Source organism: Streptococcus sp. HMSC063B03 (genome assembly GCF_001836965.1).
GTDB classification, from domain to species: Bacteria; Bacillota; Bacilli; order Lactobacillales; family Streptococcaceae; genus Streptococcus; species Streptococcus pneumoniae_F.
The window spans coordinates 1-2,541 of sequence record NZ_KV831043.1; the positions used below are offsets into that span (position 1 = coordinate 1).

The 2,541-nt window shown below is 33.0% G+C and carries 4 protein-coding genes; all 4 read right to left on the reverse strand.

The window, feature by feature from the left end:
- Positions 1–43: 43 nt before the first annotated feature.
- The 4 genes from HMPREF2628_RS04795 to HMPREF2628_RS11115 all read right to left on the reverse strand — a co-directional run bounded on the left by HMPREF2628_RS04795 (position 44) and on the right by HMPREF2628_RS11115 (position 2,338).
- Entirely contained in the window at positions 44–709 is a 666-nt protein-coding gene (locus HMPREF2628_RS04795) for a DUF443 domain-containing protein (RefSeq protein WP_070842486.1), read from the reverse strand.
- Between the two features lie 67 nt (positions 710–776).
- Complete coding sequence (locus HMPREF2628_RS04800; RefSeq protein ID WP_070842487.1) at positions 777–1,421, reverse strand: DUF443 domain-containing protein; 645 nt, start codon at positions 1,419–1,421, stop codon at positions 777–779.
- Positions 1,422–1,463: 42 nt separating this feature from the next.
- Entirely contained in the window at positions 1,464–2,120 is a 657-nt protein-coding gene (locus HMPREF2628_RS04805; RefSeq protein WP_070842488.1) for a DUF443 domain-containing protein, read from the reverse strand.
- The gene (locus tag HMPREF2628_RS11115) at positions 2,114–2,338 is read right to left on the reverse strand and encodes a hypothetical protein (protein ID WP_070842489.1); all 225 of its coding nucleotides are present in this window, start codon (positions 2,336–2,338) and stop codon (positions 2,114–2,116) included. The genes HMPREF2628_RS04805 and HMPREF2628_RS11115 overlap by 7 nt, the downstream gene beginning before the upstream one ends.
- Between the last annotated feature and the right edge of the window lie 203 nt (positions 2,339–2,541).

Here is a 2,541-nt window from a genome sequence, read left to right on the forward strand (position 1 = left end):
CCCAAACACTTTCTGAATTGATTTAATACCTGAATCAAAGGCCTTATTTAATTTCTCTAATTCCTTCAAATGTGACGTTTCTAATCTTATAAGCGGAAAGAATGGGAACCTTTCCAAATAAAAATGATAGAAGAAAAAATGAGATAATGCTATTGATAACGAGAACAATACCTTCTCCTCCATCATTAATAGACAAATAAAGTGCCAAACAAGCTATTATAGGAACAGTAAAAATATAGGCATCAAAAACTTGCTTTCTTGCAGATACTGGTTTAAAAATCATCTCATATCTTCTACTAGAAGAAGGCAGTAAAGCTTTAACATTTTTACGTTCTTGCTCTCTTTTAAAATAAAAAATCAAGTAAGAGAATAGTATAGATGCGCAAAATACTACTAATTTTAAAATTATCTGTTGGCTAATATTGTACTCTTTAAAAAAATTTTTCAATAAAGAATAAACAATCCATACAAGCGGTTGAACCATGATTGCCACATATGAAGCTTTAAATTTATTAATCGGGGTACTAAAATTGATATCCTCTCTGTTAAGTTCCATCATCTCAACCGTTAATTCCTCCGTTGGAACACCCCAATAATAGAACTTGGGGGTCATTGAACTTGCATCTAATATATATTTTTTCCCATTTAGTTCTACAAGTTGATGACAAAAATACTTCGTTTCTCTATAATTAATTTCCAAAATTACCACCCAAACACTTTCTGAATTGATTTAATACCTTAGTCAATGTCGTTTCTAACTTCTCAACGTTCTATATTTATAGCTCCTCAATTTCAGTTAATGTTAGTGTCTTATAATATGAGGGAACTTGTGGCATTCTCATCATTACAAAGTAAAACCAAGAAATTATGCCATTAATAATCAACAAGACTCCTTCTGAGCCATCATTAGTTCCCATAAAAAACATCAAACAAACAATATTAATTGCTAAAATTACATACCAATCAATCATTCGTTTACCTTTGGGTTCAAAAACAAGTCGACAGCGTTTACTATTTTGGGGAATTCTTGATTCAAACTTTCCAACCGCACTTTTTTCATAGAAGACAGCCATAAGATAAGACAAGAATAAGGAGAATGCAAACACACCTAATTTTAAAAAAAGCTGTTGACTTATACCCCAATCAATAAATGCATCTTTTATAAGTCTATATGAGATAGCTACGAATGGCTGAACCATGATGACTAAAGCAGTAGACGCCCCTATTGGTGTCTTAGATTTTATTCTAAAACTATCATTGGATGGAGATAGCTCGACCATCTCAGCAGTAACCTCTTTAGGAAGTGAACCGAAGAAATAGGACTTACCTTTTATTGTAGTAGGATCTAAGATATAACTTTTATTCCTAAACTCAACGATTCTAAAAACTGCTATATTTGAATATTTAAATTTTAATTCCACATTTACCACCTAAATACTTTCTGAATTTTGTTATAAGTTACATTATAGCTTTTTCAGTTCTTTAAATTCTAGGTATTTCTTTTGATAAGCATAAGTCAATGGAATAACGCCGGATTCAATCCAAATAAATAGATAGGCCAACAAACCATTCAAGACTAGAATTGCAGCTTCTGTTCCATCATCTTCTCCCATATAAATAGAGAAAGCAATTGTATGTAAAATGAGAAATAGATAGGCATGGAATTGTCTTTTTTTCTTATTATTCTGAAAGACTATTTTAAACCTCTTCTTTTCCTGCGATAAACGACTTGAAATCTCCTTCCTTGATTTGATTAAAATACCTTGATAGACAATATAGGCTACCAAAATAGATATGAGAAATAAAGATACTTTTAAATACAGATAATGACTAATATCATAATATCTAGAAATTGATGTTACTACTCTATACAGAAGAAGACTAAAACCAATATATACCATACGCATTCCTGAGGGTCCCATCTTAATTTTTTTATCAAAATTTTTATTCTTACTATCAAGTTCTATCAAATCAACTTCAAGATTTTCAGGGGAAAATCCCCAGTAATAACTCTTTGGTGTCGTGGAGTTGGAATCGAGAACGTACTTTTTCTCTCCCATCTCTAACACATCAAAATAAGCAACATCTAATCCTCTAAAATTAATTTTCACATTTACCACCCAAACACTTTCTGAATTGATTTAATACCGGAATCAAAGGCTTTGCCAACATCTAATATACTTTTATTAAGATTGTCACCCATCTCGTTTGCTATGGTTTTAATCCCCAAAAAGTTATGCTTATATGCTATACTAGCTACAAATCCTACTGCTACAGTTCCTGCAATAGCCCATCCTATAGGAGTTGTTCCGAGCGCTATAGATGCAGCAAAAGCCATGGCAGACTCTGTACCAATTGCTGTAGCCGCTGCAATCGCCCCAGCTTATAAACTAGCCACTCCTAATGCTGTCATTGCCGTCGTTGCTGCAGTGTGGGTAAAGGCACGTCCGGCATTTTCTTCTTGAAGATTTTTGACAAAGTCTAATCCCATAAAGACCGAGCTAATCCCTGATATCCCCATGGAAACATTCGTACCTGGAA

Coding starts and splice junctions, on each gene's coding strand:
- HMPREF2628_RS11115 (WP_070842489.1), bottom strand. CDS start 2,338: ATGGCTTTTGCTGCATCTATAGCGCTCGGAACAACTCCTATAGGATGG.